The organism is Mesorhizobium sp. GW821-FHT07A06 (genome assembly GCF_059419085.1).
In genome coordinates this window covers 457,667-473,144 of the sequence record NZ_JBWKRC010000003.1, presented here as the reverse complement: position 1 = coordinate 473,144, position 15,478 = coordinate 457,667, and the positions used below count along the sequence as shown (strand labels likewise).

Annotated in this window: 14 protein-coding genes; 3 read left to right on the top strand and 11 right to left on the bottom strand. The window is 62.8% G+C overall.

Annotation, left to right across the window (positions count from 1 at the left end):
• Nucleotides 1-2: 2 nt before the first annotated feature.
• The 5 genes from AC07SZ_RS12760 to AC07SZ_RS12740 all read right to left on the bottom strand — a co-directional run bounded on the left by AC07SZ_RS12760 (nucleotide 3) and on the right by AC07SZ_RS12740 (nucleotide 5,304).
• Nucleotides 3-1,049 carry an NAD(P)-dependent alcohol dehydrogenase gene (locus AC07SZ_RS12760; RefSeq protein ID WP_494914481.1) on the bottom strand — a complete coding sequence of 349 codons (1,047 nt, stop codon included), beginning with the start codon at nucleotides 1,047-1,049 and terminating at the stop codon, nucleotides 3-5.
• A gap of 16 nt (nucleotides 1,050-1,065) precedes the next feature.
• Nucleotides 1,066-1,878 (bottom strand): carbohydrate ABC transporter permease, encoded by an 813-nt coding sequence (locus AC07SZ_RS12755; RefSeq protein ID WP_056568500.1) that lies wholly within the window; start codon nucleotides 1,876-1,878, stop codon nucleotides 1,066-1,068.
• Nucleotides 1,875-2,741 (bottom strand): carbohydrate ABC transporter permease, encoded by an 867-nt coding sequence (locus AC07SZ_RS12750; protein ID WP_056568498.1) that lies wholly within the window; start codon nucleotides 2,739-2,741, stop codon nucleotides 1,875-1,877. The genes AC07SZ_RS12755 and AC07SZ_RS12750 overlap by 4 nt, the downstream gene beginning before the upstream one ends.
• 129 nt (nucleotides 2,742-2,870) lie before the next feature.
• Nucleotides 2,871-4,103, bottom strand: a complete 1,233-nt coding sequence (locus AC07SZ_RS12745) for an ABC transporter substrate-binding protein (RefSeq protein ID WP_244494030.1) — start codon at nucleotides 4,101-4,103, stop codon at nucleotides 2,871-2,873.
• Between the two features lie 283 nt (nucleotides 4,104-4,386).
• On the bottom strand, nucleotides 4,387-5,304 hold the full coding sequence (locus tag AC07SZ_RS12740) for an AraC family transcriptional regulator (protein WP_483120878.1): 918 nt from the start codon (nucleotides 5,302-5,304) through the stop codon (nucleotides 4,387-4,389).
• Between the two features lie 249 nt (nucleotides 5,305-5,553).
• Between AC07SZ_RS12740 and AC07SZ_RS12735 the strand changes: the two genes are divergently transcribed.
• Nucleotides 5,554-6,957, top strand: coding sequence for an MATE family efflux transporter (locus AC07SZ_RS12735; RefSeq protein WP_056568490.1), 1,404 nt, complete (start codon nucleotides 5,554-5,556; stop codon nucleotides 6,955-6,957).
• 294 nt (nucleotides 6,958-7,251) lie between these two features.
• On the opposite strand, the gene AC07SZ_RS12730 is transcribed toward AC07SZ_RS12735, so the two are convergent.
• The gene (locus tag AC07SZ_RS12730) at nucleotides 7,252-7,638 is read right to left on the bottom strand and encodes a response regulator (RefSeq protein WP_056568488.1); all 387 of its coding nucleotides are present in this window, start codon (nucleotides 7,636-7,638) and stop codon (nucleotides 7,252-7,254) included.
• 161 nt (nucleotides 7,639-7,799) lie between these two features.
• Nucleotides 7,800-9,518: a putative bifunctional diguanylate cyclase/phosphodiesterase gene (locus AC07SZ_RS12725; protein WP_494914478.1), complete on the bottom strand. Its 1,719-nt coding sequence runs from the start codon at nucleotides 9,516-9,518 to the stop codon at nucleotides 7,800-7,802.
• A gap of 185 nt (nucleotides 9,519-9,703) precedes the next feature.
• Here AC07SZ_RS12725 and AC07SZ_RS12720 point away from each other — a divergent pair, with 185 nt between their 5' ends.
• Nucleotides 9,704-10,555, top strand: coding sequence for an MEDS domain-containing protein (locus tag AC07SZ_RS12720; RefSeq protein ID WP_056568484.1), 852 nt, complete (start codon nucleotides 9,704-9,706; stop codon nucleotides 10,553-10,555).
• A gap of 354 nt (nucleotides 10,556-10,909) precedes the next feature.
• Here the strand turns inward: AC07SZ_RS12720 and AC07SZ_RS12715 are convergent, their stop codons facing one another.
• From AC07SZ_RS12715 to speB, 4 genes are all read right to left on the bottom strand, one after another.
• Entirely contained in the window at nucleotides 10,910-11,554 is a 645-nt protein-coding gene (locus AC07SZ_RS12715) for an amino acid ABC transporter permease (RefSeq protein WP_494914475.1), read from the bottom strand.
• Nucleotides 11,551-12,207 (bottom strand): amino acid ABC transporter permease, encoded by a 657-nt coding sequence (locus AC07SZ_RS12710; RefSeq protein WP_056568479.1) that lies wholly within the window; start codon nucleotides 12,205-12,207, stop codon nucleotides 11,551-11,553. Before AC07SZ_RS12710 ends, AC07SZ_RS12715 begins: the two co-directional genes overlap by 4 nt.
• A 6-nt stretch (nucleotides 12,208-12,213) precedes the next feature.
• Nucleotides 12,214-13,023 carry a transporter substrate-binding domain-containing protein gene (locus AC07SZ_RS12705; protein ID WP_056570265.1) on the bottom strand — a complete coding sequence of 270 codons (810 nt, stop codon included), beginning with the start codon at nucleotides 13,021-13,023 and terminating at the stop codon, nucleotides 12,214-12,216.
• Between the two features lie 82 nt (nucleotides 13,024-13,105).
• A complete protein-coding gene (gene speB, locus AC07SZ_RS12700; protein ID WP_172347542.1) occupies nucleotides 13,106-14,167 on the bottom strand; it encodes an agmatinase in 1,062 nt (353 codons plus the stop codon).
• Nucleotides 14,168-14,378: 211 nt separating this feature from the next.
• Here speB and gcvA point away from each other — a divergent pair, with 211 nt between their 5' ends.
• Entirely contained in the window at nucleotides 14,379-15,353 is a 975-nt protein-coding gene (gene gcvA, locus AC07SZ_RS12695) for a transcriptional regulator GcvA (protein ID WP_056570261.1), read from the top strand.
• Nucleotides 15,354-15,478: the final 125 nt, after the last annotated feature.

Below are 15,478 nucleotides of genomic sequence, written 5' to 3'. Positions count from 1 at the left end.
GGTCAGCCCTTCTCGCCGCTGAGCAGGATCTGCAGCTTGACGTCCTGCGGGTTGCCCTCGGCAGCCCGCTCGAATGCCTTGATGCTTTCGGAGAAATCATAGGTGCCGGTGATCAGCGGCTTGAGGTCGACCTTGCCGGAAGCGATCAGCTGCAAGGCGCGGTCGAAGATGTTGGCATAGCGGAACACCGTCTCGATGCGCACCTCCTTGGAGATCGCAGCCGGCACGTTGAGGGCCACCGGCTCCACCGGCAGGCCGACCAGCACCACCGCGCCGCCCGGCCGAACGACATTGAACAGGTCGGCAAAGGCCTTCGGATTGCCGCTGGCCTCGAAGACGATATCGGCACCCCAATTGCCGGTCGCGGCGGCAACGGCATCGGCCAGCGACTGCTCGCCGACATTGACCGGCACGACGCCGGCATACTGCGCGGCGATCGCCAGCTTGGGCGCGGAAAAGTCGGAGATCAGCACTTTCGAACAGCCGCCGGCAAGGGCGGCAAGCGCGATCATGATGCCGATCGGGCCGCAGCCGACGACGACGGCGACATCGCCCGGAACGATCCTGGCACGGCTTGCCGCCTGCATGCCGATGGCGAAGGGTTCGACCATCGCACCCTCGGCGAAGGAGACATTGTCGGGCAGTTTGTAGGTGAAGGCGGCCGGATGCACGGCGTAGGGCGCGAGCACGCCATGCACCGGCGGCGTCGCCCAGAAGCGTACGTCCGGGTCGACATTGTAGATGCCGAGCTTTGTCGCGCGCGACGACAGGTTCGGCACGCCCGGTTCCATGCAGACGCGGTCGCCGACCTTGAACGTCTCGACATTGGAGCCAATCTCGACGACCGTCCCCGCGGCCTCGTGGCCGAGCACCATCGGCGCGCGGACGACGTAGCTGCCGATCGCGCCATGCGTGTAATAGTGCACGTCGCTGCCGCAGACGCCGACCGTGTGGATGGCTATCCTGACGTCGTCCGGCCCGACATCGAGCGGCAACGCGATCTCGCGCAGCGACAGTTCGCCTTTTTTCTCAAGCACCAGTGCCCGCATCGGGGAAATCCTCACATCAAGTCTTTTTTTGCCGGAAAACGGAATTCAGGAAGCCGCTGAGCACGCCGAGGAACAGCAGCGGGGGCAGCGACAGGAGCACGACCGAGGCGTTCAGAATGCCCCACGGCACATTCATGCCCTGCTGGGAGAGTTCCGAGGCGACGATCGGCAAGGTCTTGGCGTTGGAACTCGACAGCATCAGCGCGATCAGGAATTCGTTCCAGACCAGCACGAAGCTGAAGGCGACCGCCCCTGCCAGGGAGCGGGCGGCGACGGGCAAGGCAATGCGCCAGAACACCGAATAGGCACCGTAGCCGTCGACGAAGGCTGCTTCCTCGATCTCCTTCGGCACGCCTTGGAAGGCGGGGATGGCGAGCCACATGATCACCGAGATGGTGAGCAGCGAGTAGGTGATGATCAGCGCCGGCAAAGTATCGTAGAGACCGACCTGCAGCCAGATCACCATCAGCGGAATGGCCACCGCGACCGGCGGCAGGAAGCGCAGCGACAGCACGAAGAACTGGATGTCGCCGGCCCATCGGTTGGGGTAGCGCGCCACCGCGTAAGCCGCCGGCAGGCCGAGCACGACGCCGATCAGCACGGCCGAGCCGCAGGCGACGACGGAGTTGTAGAGCCCGGTGAGCACGCTGTCGCGGCCGAGGATATAGCTGATGTTGGCCGATGTCGGCGTGAACACCAGGCGCGGCACGCGGGTGATGATGTCGACATTGTTCTTGAGCGCGTTGAGCGCCGTCCACAGCAGCGGAAACACGGCCAGGAATCCTGCCAGCGCCAATATCGCCTTGCCGATCAATCTGCCGGGCTTCATGCCTGCACCCGCTTCCACAGCATGGTGAAGGTGATGACGGTGGCGATCATCATCAGCACGGCCATGGCCGAGGCGTAGGAGACCTTGCCGGACTCGATGAAGCCTTGCGAGAAGGCGTACATGTCGAGCGTTTCGGTGGCCACGCCCGGTCCGCCGCGGGTCATCACGTAGATCAGGTCGAAGGAACGCAGCGATTCGATCATCTTGACGAACATCAGGCTGATCAACGGCGCCTTCAGCATCGGCAAGGTAACATAGGCGTGGATCTGCCAGCGTTTGGCGTGGTCGAGCCGCGCCGCCTCGATCGGCTGCGGCGGCAGGGTTTCGAGCAGCTTCAGCACGATGACGGCGAAGAACAGTCCCCACTGCCAGACATCGACCGAAGCGACGGCGAACAAGGCCGTCGCCGGCTTCGACAGCGGATCGAAGATCAGCCCGCCGGTGATGAGCCTGTAGGGATAGGTGGCGATGCCGTAGAGCGGATGGTAGGCGAACTTCCAGACGAAGGCAGCCGAGACGCGCGGCAAAAGCACCGGGATGATGAACAGCAGGCAGTAGACATTGCGCAGGCGTGGGCTGGCGACCTCGAACATCAGCACCCCGAGCCCGATCGCCACCACCATCGTCGCGACGACGGTGACGATCTCCCATTTCACCGACACCCAGACCGCGTTGAGGAAGCGGCGGTCGAGAAACAAGTCATAAAAGTTCGAAAGCCAGACCCAGGAATAATCGGGTGTGCTCAACTCGCGGTTCTGCAAGGCGATGACAATGGCGTAGAGCGTCGGCACCATCGACAGCACCAGCAGGATGGCGATGGTCGGAACGACGAAGGTGACAGGGAGCGACGTGCGTCGGGCCATGGGCATCTATCCTCGCTTGCGTCTCGATCGTGTCGGCATGACTTACTCGTTGGCAAAGTTCCCGCGGCGCGCAGGTCCCGGCATTGCGGACAATGCCGCGGACCGCGCGCCACGGGCGGGAGGATCGCTCTATTTCTTCTTCGCCAGATCGTTGGCATAGGCCTCGAGCTCGTTGAGGCCGCCCTTGATGTCGGTGCGGGTGCCCGTGACCAGTTCCTCGAGGATGATGCCCCAACGGTCGCCGAGATCGGGCCAGCGCGGATCCTGCCAGAAGTTCACCGCCGTGACCTTGCCGGTCTCGGCTAGCGCCTGACCGAGATCGGCGCCGTAGATATCGGCGAATTCCTTGCTGGACAGGATGCTGGTGCGGTTCAGCTCGCCGAACTGGTGGGCGTCGAGCCGGCGCTTCTCGTTTTCCTTCGAGGTTGCCCAGGCGATGAACAGGCCGGCGCATTTCTTCGAAGCGTCGTCGGCATTGGCCTTCGCCGCGATGGCAAGGCCATGGCCGTAACCGCCGCCGGGCAGTGGCGAGGGCGGCGGCAGGAAGCCGATCTTGCCGACCACCTGCGAGGTCTTCGGATCGACCGCCATGCCCGACAGCGGTGTCGATTCGACGAGGATGGCGACCTGGCCGGAGAGGAAGGCGCCGGTCGATTCATCCCAGCTGCCGGTCTGCGTGCCGGGGGCCGAGTCCTTGAAGAGTTTCAGATAGGTTTCGGTCGCCTTGACGGCAGCGTCCGAATTGAAGACCGGCTTGCCGCCATCAAACCACTGACCGCCATAGGCCTTGAAGAAGGGCATCCAGCGCCAGACATTGGCGCCCGAACCGCGTGCGCCGCGCAGCGCGATGCCATACATGCCCTTGTCCGGATTGGTTAGCTTTGGCACATCGGCGATCAGCTCGTCGAGTGTCTTCGGCGGCTGGATGCCGGCGGCCTCCAGCACGTCCTTGCGGTAGACCATCAGGTCGCCGCCGCCAGTCAGCGGCGCGAACCAGACCTTGCCGTCATAGGTCGCGACCTTCTGGCGGCCGGGATCGAAGTCGGCGTAGTCATAGTCAGCCGGATAATAGTCGGTCAGCGGCACGATCCATTTCGACGAGGCGAACAGAGCGACATTGGCTTCGTCGACGTAGTAGACGTTGTAGTTGCCGACGGTGGACGCATCGGCGCGCGATTTCGCGCGGCGGTCGTTTTCGTTCAGATAGTCGATCTGGAAGCCGGCGCCGGCGAGCTTCTCGAACTCGGCCTTGGAGTCCTCCAGAAGCGTCAGGCCGTCGCGTGGCTGCGCCAGCACCTTGACCGGCGCCGTGCAGACCGGCGCCTGCGCCAATGCGATGGTTGATACGGTAGCGGAAAGCATGAAAGCTGCGCCCAAGCCCGCAGCGAGCCGAATTGGTTTCATTGATTTTTCTCCTCCAGGAACACTCGCGGGAAGCGGACATCCTCGGGGTCTGCGATCCTCACCATCGCCCGAGCGACAAGCCACCCATCGCCAAAATGAGGAGTTCAGCCGGACCAAGCTAGAAGCCCCGTTGCAGCAAACATGTACTTTTATGCATTGTGCAGCGCAAAAAATGGCGCCTCGGAACAAAGTCCGTCACACGAGTATCGATCGCATCCGAACCGTCGATTTCAGGGCGTGGTTATGCGCGCATCGTCAACCGTTGTCGCGACAGCTTGCGGTAGGATGACGGCGTCATCTTGTGCTTGCGCAGGAAGGCGCGGTTGAAGTTCGAGATGTTCATGTAGCCGACCTGGAAACAGATGTCGGTGATGGCAACATCGGTATCCGCCAGCAGCTTGCAGGCCTGCCAGAGCCTGAGCTTGGCAAGGTGGTCGCTGAAGGAGTTGCCGGTGTTTTTCTGGAAGAAGCGCGAAAATGTGCTCTCCGTCATTCCCGCGAGCTCGGCCACGTCGGGCAGCTTCAGATCCTCGGCGAAGTGCTGGAACAGATAGGTCAGCGTGCGCTGGATGATGTCGAGCGACGCGGCATCGAGAACCGGGGAGAAATCCGGCGAAGACAAGAGTTCGTACTCGTCGGTCCTGGCCAGGAGGTCGACGAGCTCGAGGAACAGGCAGAGGCGGGCGAGCCCATGCACCGTCCCCATCCGCTCCATCAGTTCGGCGCCCTCCAGCGCCGTGCGACCGTGAAAGACCATGCCGCGCAGCGACCGCTCCAGGAACGGCTCCAGTTCGCGCAGTTCGGGCAACAGGCCCGCCGAGCCGCGCAACCTCTGCGCGTCGAATTGCAGGACGATGTCGCGGCCTTCGATCAGCTCGCCCGGCTGCACCGCCGTCACCCAGTCATGCGGCAGGCCGCCGCCGACGATGGTCAGGTAGCCAGGCCCGAACTCGCCAATGTGATCGCCGACCAGGACCACGCCGGAGGATTTCCTGAGCAGATGGATTTCGTATTCCGGATGGAAGTTCCAGACATTGCGCTCCCAGGGATAGTCGTCGAGCCGCCACAGGAAACTGTCGCTGGCCTCGGTGACGATATGTTCGAAGGCCGGCGCCGTGCGAAGCGTGGCAACGGGATTTTTTCGCTGTCTGAACGCCATCCATTCCTCCCGGGGGTTCGCTGGCTGCCGATCCGCGAGGCAATCCGTAACAGCCCACAGCTGGCAAGGGAACGACGCAACCGCACCCGGCGAATGGCGCTGGCTCAATCGGTACCCGCTCCTCCTCCCTTGCCTTCATGTCGCATCTCGTTCAATAGACGGCGCAAACGCCGCGAAACCATAGGTTTCGCGTTTGACATGCGGCTTCCGGCTTCTTGCCGACGTGCCGCGCCTGGAAAGAGCGGAACAATGTCTGCGATCGAAGCCGGCGCTCGCGCGCCGGAAAATCTTTGGCGTCAGGAAATCAAGGCGACGCTGGCGCTGGCCTGGCCGATGGTGCTGACCAATCTCGGCCAAACGGCGATGACGGCCACCGACGTCATGATGATGGGACGGCTCGGGCCGGATACGCTGGCGAGCGGCGCGCTTGGCGCCAACCTCTATTTCATGCCGCTGATCTTCGGCCTCGGCCTGATGCTGGCAACCTCGCCTATGATCGCAACCGAGCTTGGCCGTCGCCGCCATTCGGTGCGCGACCTGCGCCGCACCGTGCGCCAGGGCTTGTGGCTGGCGATCCTGATCTCGATCCCGATCTGGATCTTCCTGTGGCATGGCGAATCCATTCTGCTGGCGATGGGCCAGGAGCCTGCTTTGGCGCACCAGGCAGGCATCTACCTGCGCTGGCTGGAATGGGCGGTGCTGCCTTTCTATGGCTACATCGTGCTGCGCTCGTTCATCTCGGCGCTGGAACGCCCTGGTTGGGCTCTGGTCATCGTTTTCGTCGCAGTCGCCTGCAACGCGCTCTTCAACTGGGTGTTCATGTTCGGCAATCTCGGCTTTCCGGCAATGGGCATCTCCGGCTCGGGCCTTGCCACCTCGCTGTCCAGCACGCTGATGTTCGCCGGCATGGCAGCGGTGGTGATGCTGGAGAAGAGGTTCCGACGCTACCGCCTGTTCGGGCGCTTCTGGCGATCCGACTGGCAGCGTTTCAAGGGCCTGCTTCGGCTCGGCCTGCCGATCGCCGGCATCCTCGCCTTCGAGGTGACGATCTTCAACGCCGCGGCGCTGCTGATGGGCCTGATCGACGCGGATTCGCTGGCAGCGCACGCCATCGCCATCCAGATCGCCTCGATCTCCTTCATGGTGCCGCTTGGCCTCAACCAGGCGGTGACGGTGCGCGTCGGCCTCGCGCACGGCGCAGGCAATCCGGAAGGCGTCTCGCGTGCCGGCTGGACCGCCTTTGTCATCGGCGTCTCGTTCATGGCGCTGATGGGGCTGGTGATGATCCTGTGGCCGCATCCGCTGATCAGCGCCTTCATCGATCTGGCCAACCCGGCCAACGCCAGGGTGATCACGCTTGCCGTGTCGTTCCTGGCCTTCGCCGCCCTGTTCCAGGTCTTCGACGGCGCGCAAGCGGTCGCCGCCGGCATGCTGCGCGGCCTGCATGACACCAAGGTGCCGATGATCTACGCCGCGATCGGCTATTGGGGCGTGGGCCTGCCGCTTGGCGTGCTGCTCGCCTTCCATTTCGGCTTGCACGGCGTCGGCATCTGGATGGGCCTCTCGACAGGGCTGGCCGTGGTGGCGGCGCTGCTCCTGGCGCGCTGGCTGCGCCGCGACCGGATCGCGCCGTCGCTTGCCTTCGGGCATTGAAGCGGACGGCCGCCGGCTGCCTGGCTGCCGACATTGCGGCTCATTGGACGGAGCCTTCATGTCAGCCCACGAAACGTTCGCTTTGCGCCCCCAACTTGGACGTAGTGGACAATTTTGCTATTGCCCCAAAAGCAGACATCTAGCGCGACCACCTCGGAGGTCGCTTCCGCGCCAGGAAACTATCCCGATAGGCGGCTTGCGTTGTCGGCGGGAGAGCACTTCGTCCGACTTTAAGGTCGGCCCGCAAAGGGTACAATGTAACGGTGGGTGCGTGGCGTCATCGAGCGTAGGTAGTCAGCTATTGTCGGAATGCTGCTGATTCAGCAACGTCGACAAGGCCGCGATAATCTGCGGCAGGAAGAAGGGCTTGGTGATCATGACGCTTTCCGGAACACCCTCGGCACCCCAGTGGATGGCGCTATCGCCACTCATGTAGATCACGGGTATTGTCGGGTTGGCCCGGCGCAGATGCCGTGCAACCTCCCAACCGGATTTACCCGCCCCCAGGCGTATGTCGGTGACGAGGCCCTTGAACTTGACCGGCTCGGCGTCGAAGAACGCCATGGCCTGGGCCGCGTTTTGAGCCCCTACGACTTCAAAGCCAGCTTCTTCCAGGGCCGACTCGACGTCAAGCAGGATCAGATGCTCATCCTCGACGACCAGAACCGCGCCGTTGTTCATCTGGATGCTCCCCTTGGCCGTCCCACACTACGGTTTCGACCCCGATTTAGTTCCATCTAATAATTCACGATGTGGGTCCGGGCTCGAGTCTTGAACGAATGCGCCAAACGGTCCGCGTTCAGAGCTTTGGTCACATCTCGACTGGCTGGCCGTGCGAGCCCTCAAATCAGCGATTCAAATCCTGCAGCGTCAACCGGCCGACCGAACAGAAATCCTTGCCCGAAATCGCAGTCCATCTCGCGCAACAGCGTGCGTTCCACCTCTGTCTCTATTCCCTCGGCGACGACATGAAAGCCGAGTTCCCTGGAAATCCTGATGATGGACTCGATGATGACCCGCTTGGATCGGCTTTGCACCAGCCCTTTGACAAAACCGCGATCGATCTTGATCTCCGTGAGGGGGAAGTCTTCGAGGTAGCGCAGATTGGCGTAGCCGGTTCCGAAGTCATCGATGGACAGGCCGACGCCCAGTTCGCGCAGGTGTCTCATGATCGACAGCATTTCCGCGGAACTTTCGACCATCAGGCTCTCGGTGAGCTCAAGCTTGATCCATGCAGCATCGGCGCCACTGGCGGTGAGCACGTCGGAGACAAATTTCGGCATGTCACGAAGCTTGAACTCAAGCGGCGAGACATTGAACGAGAAGACTATCGGCACTTGTCGGTCCCTGTTCACGCGCGCGGCAAAGTCCGCGACGGTGCGAAGGCCACGGGCGCCGATGTCGAGTATAAGACCCGTGTCTTCGGCATGGCTGATGAACTTGTCCGGCGACTGCATCCCAAACAGGCCATGGTGCCATCGCAACAGGGCTTCAGCACCGACAACCGTTCCCGTGGCGAGGTCGACCTGCGGCTGGTAGTGAGAATCGAACTCGTCATGTTCCAGGGCCTGCTGCATTTCGCTGGTCATGCGCAGTCGGTTTCGCGCACGCCTATCGTCCTCGGAACTGAATGCGCAAATATCGAGGAACGCCGACGACTTCGACCGATGCAAAGCGGCACCGGCACGACGAACCAGCGTTATGGCGTCCGTCGTCTGGTTGCCAACGACATAGCCCATCGCGAAACGGATCCTGATCGTTGCGCCCGCCACGAGATAACGCGGCGCCAGGGACTGCCGGATCATTTCGATTGCCGCTTGGGCCTCGTCGGCATGGCCAAGCGGCTGGGCGAGCGCAAACTCATTGGATCCCGTGCGGCAGACCAATGCAGCACCTGTGTTGGTCAGGCGTCGCGCAATCTGCACCAGCACCTGGTCGCCAACATCATATCCGTACCCTTCGTTGATGTCATGGAAACGAGCCATGTCGATCTTGACAAGCAGGATCGGCCGTTCTCCTTGACGCAGCAGGATGTCGACGTCCTCGACGAAGGCGTATCTGTTGAGAACACCGGTGAGCATGTCGGCGCGGGTGCTCTGGGCAATTTGCGCGGCGGCGACCCTGCTCGCCGTCACGTCCCGCATCAGTCCGATATAGTGCGTCGGCTCGCCACCAGCGATGCTCATAGGTGCGAGGCGGAGTTCGTTCCAGAACCAGCTACCGTCCTTGCGGTAGTTCTTCAGCGTGACGGCAACATCCTCACGCCGGGCGATGGCTTCGCGAATGGCCTGGATTTCGGGTTGAAGGCGATCGCTGCCTTGCAGGAAGCGGCAGTTTCTCCCGATCAGTTCGTCGCTGGAATAGCCGGTGATGTCCTGGAACGCGCGGTTGACGTAGACGAGCGCCATACCCTTTTCACGCAGATCGCTGATGGCCAAACCATCCCTGGATAGATCGGGCAGCCGGGCCGCGATCCCTTCCGGCACGCCATAGCGGCGCGGGTTCGCGACCGCGGTACTGCGGATCAGATTGCCGAACCCGGCCTTGAAAATCTCTGTCATGTTGGGGCCACGGCTGATAGTATCCGGAGATGCATGCCCCCATAGATGGCCAGCTATCGCGCATATTCTACTGGCACGATCAACAGGTTCCGTAACGGAATGGCCGACGTGGCGTGGGCCGCCGTCGGCTGCGACTGATTTAGTGGCTCAGTGACGTACTCGTGCACCCGGAAAGCGGCATCGACATGAACGATGAGTCTGCCCACGCGCTCCGCAAGTCCGGCATCCGCGTCATGGGCGAGATATCCTGGGGCACACACATCTGCGTCTTCTACGAAGCGGAAGAGGACCTGTTAGCCACCAACGCTTCCTATTTCGCGGCTGGCCTGGAGGACAACGAATTCTGCATCTGGGCAGTCTCCGATCCGATCGACGCAGAGACGGCGAAGGATGCGTTGCGGCAGTCCATTCCCGACATTGATGCACGCCTGGTGGCCGGCCAGATGGAGATGATCCCAGCCACTGACTGGTATCTTCCGGGTGGGGAGTTCGACATGCAGCACATCACCGGCGGCTGGGATGAGAAGCTGCGCGCAGCCCGGGAAAGAGGCTTCGCCGGGATGAGAGTGAGCGGCAACGCATTCTGGATAGGGACAAGCCACTGGAAGGAGTTTTGCCAGTACGAGCATGAACTCGACCGGTCACTGGCGGGCCAGAAGATGGTGGTGTTGTGCACTTATTCCCTGTCGAAAAGCAGGGCCGTTGACCTGCTCGATGTGGCGCGCGCCCACCAATTCACCATCACCCGGCGAAAGGGGGAATGGGAATTTCTAGAGACGCCGGAGCTTCAGGCCGCCAAGCAGGAGATCAGGAAGCTGAATGGCGCACTGGATGTCCTCGCGGACACCGGCCATGCCGCTTTCACAGCCCGCGAGCGTGTCGTGCTCGCCCAAATCGTCAGGGGTTATTCGAGCAAGGAGATTGCCCGCACCCTGGGAATTGCCCCGCGAACGGTCGAGTTCCACAGGGCCAATCTTCTCAAGAAAACCAACGCACGAAGCACGGTCCACCTCTTGCGCATAGTTCTTGGCGAGTAGCACAAGTCCTGATTGCTCCTGCGATGGGAAACTGGACCAGAGCCTGTGCTCAGCGCGGCCAGCGAGTGCCGTTTTGCCGGCGATGAAACAGCGCCATGCGGTGCGTTGCAGGGTATGTCCTATCGGCGAGCCGACATGGCCGACCGTGGATGATTGCCGATCGCCTCCAATTCAAGCCAATGCGTACGGGCGCCGAATGTCCGCTTTTGACATTCCGAACCTCAAAGCGGACCGTCCGCTTGCGACCCCAAAGTTGACGCACCCAACGTCATCCAATGACCCCAACAGGCATTCGAGCGCCTCCTATAGTTTTTTAGTCTCCGCCGATGTTCGCCAACACAGCATGCTCTCCACTCAATGAGCCGCCCGCTTTTCGAGCGATCGGGCATATTGCGTCAGCGGAAAGCACATGGCGAAGAAGATCAGCGCCACCAGGCCATAGACCTTGAACGGTTCGAAAGTGGCGTTGTTGATGGCGTTCGAGGTCCGCACCAGTTCCTCGAAGCCGATGATCGAGGTCAGTGCCGTCGACTTGATCAGCTGCACCAGGAAACCGACCGTCGGGGCGCGGGTGATCGAGAAGGCTTGCGGCAGGATGATCAGCCTGAGTTCCTGCAGATAGTGCAGGCCGAGGCTGGCGCCGGCGTCCCATTGGCCCAAGGGCAGCGCGTCCACCCCCGAACGCCAGATCTCGGCCAGATAGGCGCTGGCGAAGAAGGTGAGGCCGAGCACCGCCGCGGTCCATGGCTCGATGCGCAGGCCGAGCATCGGCAGGCCGAAGAACATCAGGAACAGTTGCATCAGGAGCGGCGTTCCCTGGAAAAGGGCGATGTAGCCGGAAGCGAGGCGCCGGCTCCATGTGTTCTTGGATATCCTGAAGAACAGCACGACCATTCCGACCAGCGCGCCGCCAACGAAGGCGGCCAACGACAGCAGCACCGTCCAGCGTGCGGCCAGCAGAAGATTGCGCACGATGTCCCAGAAGGTGAACTCGATCATGACACGCCAGCCCCGAGAGCGCGGCGCCCGCCGGTGACCAGGAGCCGGCGCAAGGCCATGGACAAAGCGAGATAGACCAATGTCACGACGAAATAGGTCTCGAAGGACCGGAAGGTCCGAGCCTGCAGCATGTCGGCCTCGTAGGTCAGCTCGCGCACCGCGATCTGCGACACCACGGCCGACTCCAGCATCATGATGACGATCTGGCTGGTGAGTGCCGGATAGATCACCTTGAGTGCCTGCGGCAGCACGATCTTGATGAACACCTGACGGGGCCTGAGCCCCAGGGCCAGCGCTGCTTCCGTCTGCCCGAGCGGCACCGCATCAAGTCCGGCGCCGACGATCTCGATCGTGTAGGCCGCCATGTTGAGCGTCATCGCCAGCATGGCAGCCAGGATCGGGTCGAGCCGGATCCCGAGACTCGGCAGCCCGAAGAAAATGAAGAACAGCTGCACCAGGAACGGTGTGTTGCGCATCACCTCGACGTACCAGGCGATGGCCCGGCGAAGCAGCGCGGGGCCGTTTCGCCGTCCGGCGGCGCCCAGGATGCTGAGCAGCGTTCCCGCCAGCGTGGTCACGGCGATCAGCAGGATCGTCGTGGCCGCGCCGTGCGCGATGTCGCCCACGGCACCTGGAAGCCAGCCGAAGGCCATGGGAACTCAATCCTTGAGGTTGTCGGGATTGAGCGGCGTCTTCAGCCAGGCCTTCGAGCTTTCGTCCAGCTTGCCGTCGGCCAGCATCTTGGCGATGGCGTCGTTGACCGCCTTCTTCAACCCGTCCTCATTCTTGTTGAGACCGATATGCGAAGGCGAGGTCAGGAGCTGGAACTTCTGCTCCGGCTTCAGCGCATCCTGCTTGGCCAGCACCTGCGCGCCGACATCGTTGCCGACGACCATCAGCTGGGTCTGGCCCGAGATGAAGGCCTGGATCACCGAATTGTAGTTGTCGAAGCGCTTGATGTCGGCCGAGGCGGGCGCGGCCTCGGTGAGCGAAGTGTCCTCGAGCGTGCCGCGATTGACGGCGATCGACTTGCCGGCAAGGTCTTCCTTGCCCTTGACCGACATTGCCGCCGGACCGATCACCGCGATGTAATAGGGCGCGTAGGCGGCGGCGAAATCGATGACCTGCTCGCGCTCCTTCGAGTAGCCGACGCTCATCAGGATGTCGACGCGATGGTCGTTCAGATAGGGGATGCGGTTCTGGCCGGTGACAGCGACCGGATTGAGCTTCACCTTGAGCGTGTCGGCGATGTATTGAGCCACATCCATGTCATAGCCCTTGAGGCTCATATCGGCGCTGGCCGAGGAGAAGGGCGGGAAATCCGCGAAGACGCCGACATTGATGGTGCCGGCCTTGGTGATATCGGCCAGCGCGTCGGCATTGGCCGCCTGCGTAACAAAGCCAAGACCGGCCGCACCCAGCATCAGGGCGGCGGCGATGGATGATTTCAGTGTCGAGTGGATTGTCATTGTCATTCCCCTTCTGGAAGCTTTTTTGATTGTTGGGTCAGCCGCCGGCTCCAGCGCGGCGGCCGCCTTTTCGTGAAGTCCGTCAGGCCCCCTTGCCGGTGATGGCCGGGCTGAACACCATCAGGCTCAGAATCTCGAACAGCACCTGGGCGCCGGCATGCGCGGTGTTGGTGGTGGCGTCATATTGCGGCGCCACCTCGACGACGTCGCCGCCGACGATGTTGAGGCCTTTGAGGCCGCGCAGCAGCTCGAGCACCTCGCGCGTCGTCAGCCCACCGACTTCCGGCGTGCCGGTGCCGGGCGCGAAGGCCGGATCGACGCTGTCGATGTCGAACGACACATAGGTCGGGCCGTCGCCGACGATCTTGCGCGCCTTTTCGATGATGGCGGGGATACCGAGCCCGGTCACCTCCTCGGCGTGCACCACGGTCATGCCGGACTCGTAGGTGAACTCCCACAGATATTCGGCCGAGCCGCGGATGCCGATCTGGATGGTGCGCGTCGGATCAAGCACGCCGTCGAGCACCGCGTTGCGGAACGGGCCGCCGTGGTGGAACTTGGTCATGTCGAACAGGCCACTGGTGTCGCAATGGGCGTCGATATGGATCAGGCCGACCGGCGCCTTCTTGCCGACAGCCTTGAGGATCGGATGGCTGATCGAATGGTCGCCGCCGACCGACAGCGGAATGACGCCGGCATCGACGATCTGGTTGGTGCGGCGCTCGATATCCTCATGGCTGATCTCCAGCCGGTAGCGGCTGCGGAATGGCGTGTCGCCGATGTCGGCCACCCTCAGCTCATGCGTGGGGGCGCATTCCAGCACGTGGTTGTAGGGGCCGATGCGCTCGATGGCGCGCAGCGCCCTCGGCCCGAAGCGCGAGCCCGGCCGGTTGGTGACGCCGAGGTCCATCGGCACGCCGATCATGGCCACCTGCAGGTCGCCGAAATCCGGGTTCTCCGCGGCGATTTCGCGGTAGGGCGCGGCGAGGAAGGTCGGGATGCCGGAATAGGGCGCCAGCCTGGTGCCGCTCTTGGAGAAGATCTTGTCGGCGACCTTGCGGAACTTGGGGTCGAACATCTCGCCGCCATGGCTCTCGCCATATTTGCGACGCAGCGCGTCAAGCTTGCCGCGATCGTAGCCCATATCGGTTCCTCCTCGATTGGTGCAGCTTGACCAGTGGCGATCCCAGGCGAATTGACCGTCGTCCGGCCGGGTCGCTTGTCCCGCTGGCTGCCTGCAGATTTCAGGTCTTGAAGTTGTTCAGGGCCGAAGTGTCCGGCAGCCGCATTGAAAAATCAATTGATATTGTTAGGGTGTTTTCTGTGAGAAAATCTCACAAACTGTCGAGTCCATGATGGCCAAACGCCTGCCGCCCCTGAACCCGCTGCGCGCCTTCGAGGCGACGGCGCGCCTTGGCTCGCTGACCAAGGCGGCGAGTGAGCTGAACGTCACGCATGGCGCCATCAGCCACCAGATCAAGGCGCTGGAGCAGTCGCTCGGGGTCAAGCTGTTCGAGCGTGTCGGCCAGCGGGTCAAGCTGACGCCGCATGGCGCCGAGCTTCTGCCGGCTGTATCGACCGCCTTCGACGGCATCGCCGCCGCCACGCAGCGGCTGACGCGCCCAGCCAGCAGCGGCGCGCTTTCGGTGTCCTGCGTACCGGCATTGCTGCTTTTGTGGATGACGCCGAGGCTCGGCAGCTTCACCGCGCAATATCCAGACATCCAGCTGACGCTCATTCCCTCCAATGATCCCAGGGATATAAGGGCGCCGCATATCGATGTCTGCGTCCACTATGGCAATGGCGGCTGGGCCGATTGCTGGATGCGCAAATGGTCGGGGCTGGAACTGTTTCCCGTGGTGAGCCCGACCTTGATCAACAACCGCCCGATCCGCGGCGTCAGGGATCTTGCCGACCATGTCTTCCTGCATGGCGACGACGGCCGCGAATGGCACACCTGGCTGGCGGCCGCCGATGCGCTGGACCTCGAGCGCGGCCGCCGCCATCATCTTGGCGATGCCCGCATGGCGACCGAGGCCGCGGTGCACGGCCATGGCGTGGCGCTGGGCGATTCCGTGACGGCAAGCGCGCTGCTGGCCAGGGGCATGCTGATCGCGCCGTTCAGCCTGTCGGTGCCGGCGGTCGATGAATTCTACATCGTCTGCCGCAACGAAATGCGGACGGCGCCGATCGTGCAGGTGTTCATCGACTGGCTGTTCGCCGAGAAGGCCGGGGATGACGGCCGCGCCGATGCTCCGGTCGCCGGCCGCCTCGTCACCCGCCGCAAACGCCCGGCACTCAAGGTGATGGGTGGCAAATCGGCAAGCTGACGGCAAACCGCGCCTCGCCGCATGCAGGCCGTTCTTTTTGTCGGGCCAGCCTGAAAGCGAGCAGCGTTTTGGTCAATTCGATGCTATGAGGCCTCTCGCGGTTGTGGATGGCAGGCAGCGAAGGC

Bases quoted from the DNA above. Each gene is read 5' to 3' on its own strand.
- AC07SZ_RS12760 (WP_494914481.1), bottom strand. From the start codon at position 1,049: ATGCGGGCACTGGTGCTTGAGAAAAAAGGCGAACTGTCGCTGCGCGAG.
- AC07SZ_RS12755 (WP_056568500.1), bottom strand. From the start codon at position 1,878: ATGAAGCCCGGCAGATTGATCGGCAAGGCGATATTGGCGCTGGCAGGA.
- AC07SZ_RS12750 (WP_056568498.1), bottom strand. From the start codon at position 2,741: ATGGCCCGACGCACGTCGCTCCCTGTCACCTTCGTCGTTCCGACCATC.
- AC07SZ_RS12745 (WP_244494030.1), bottom strand. From the start codon at position 4,103: ATGCTTTCCGCTACCGTATCAACCATCGCATTGGCGCAGGCGCCGGTC.
- AC07SZ_RS12740 (WP_483120878.1), bottom strand. From the start codon at position 5,304: ATGGCGTTCAGACAGCGAAAAAATCCCGTTGCCACGCTTCGCACGGCG.
- AC07SZ_RS12735 (WP_056568490.1), top strand. From the start codon at position 5,554: ATGTCTGCGATCGAAGCCGGCGCTCGCGCGCCGGAAAATCTTTGGCGT.
- AC07SZ_RS12730 (WP_056568488.1), bottom strand. From the start codon at position 7,638: ATGAACAACGGCGCGGTTCTGGTCGTCGAGGATGAGCATCTGATCCTG.
- AC07SZ_RS12725 (WP_494914478.1), bottom strand. From the start codon at position 9,518: ATGACAGAGATTTTCAAGGCCGGGTTCGGCAATCTGATCCGCAGTACC.
- AC07SZ_RS12720 (WP_056568484.1), top strand. From the start codon at position 9,704: ATGAACGATGAGTCTGCCCACGCGCTCCGCAAGTCCGGCATCCGCGTC.
- AC07SZ_RS12715 (WP_494914475.1), bottom strand. From the start codon at position 11,554: ATGATCGAGTTCACCTTCTGGGACATCGTGCGCAATCTTCTGCTGGCC.
- AC07SZ_RS12710 (WP_056568479.1), bottom strand. From the start codon at position 12,207: ATGGCCTTCGGCTGGCTTCCAGGTGCCGTGGGCGACATCGCGCACGGC.
- AC07SZ_RS12705 (WP_056570265.1), bottom strand. From the start codon at position 13,023: ATGACAATCCACTCGACACTGAAATCATCCATCGCCGCCGCCCTGATG.
- speB (WP_172347542.1), bottom strand. From the start codon at position 14,167: ATGGGCTACGATCGCGGCAAGCTTGACGCGCTGCGTCGCAAATATGGC.
- gcvA (WP_056570261.1), top strand. From the start codon at position 14,379: ATGGCCAAACGCCTGCCGCCCCTGAACCCGCTGCGCGCCTTCGAGGCG.